General features: G+C 66.9%; 1 protein-coding gene. It reads left to right on the top strand.

Annotated features, from left to right (window positions below; all coding sequences use genetic code 11):
• On the top strand, positions 1-215 hold a 215-nt coding region (locus tag AC0MA3_RS26745; protein WP_474658385.1), incomplete at its 5' end, for a CreA family protein.
• Positions 216-239: the final 24 nt, after the last annotated feature.

Here is a 239-nt window from a genome sequence, read left to right as displayed (position 1 = left end):
TCCAGATCCCCGCGCCGCTCAGGCAGCAGGAAGAGGTGTTCAGCGAACGCATCTCCCTGCTGTTCAAGCGCCTGCGCGTGGTGCGCATGGTCGATGCGCAGCGCAACACCCTGGTCTACATGACCTATTCGGACCGCGTGATCGAAGGCTCGCCGCAGAACAGCGTCACGGCCGTGCCCGTGCCGCGCAGCACGCCCATCCCGTTGGGCAAGTAGCGTGCACGGCGCGCATCGGCCCCA

Source organism: Paenibacillus sp. LS-5 (assembly GCF_056121505.1).
The sequence above is the reverse complement of the archived record's forward strand: the minus strand, read 5'-3'. Positions and strand labels throughout refer to the sequence as shown.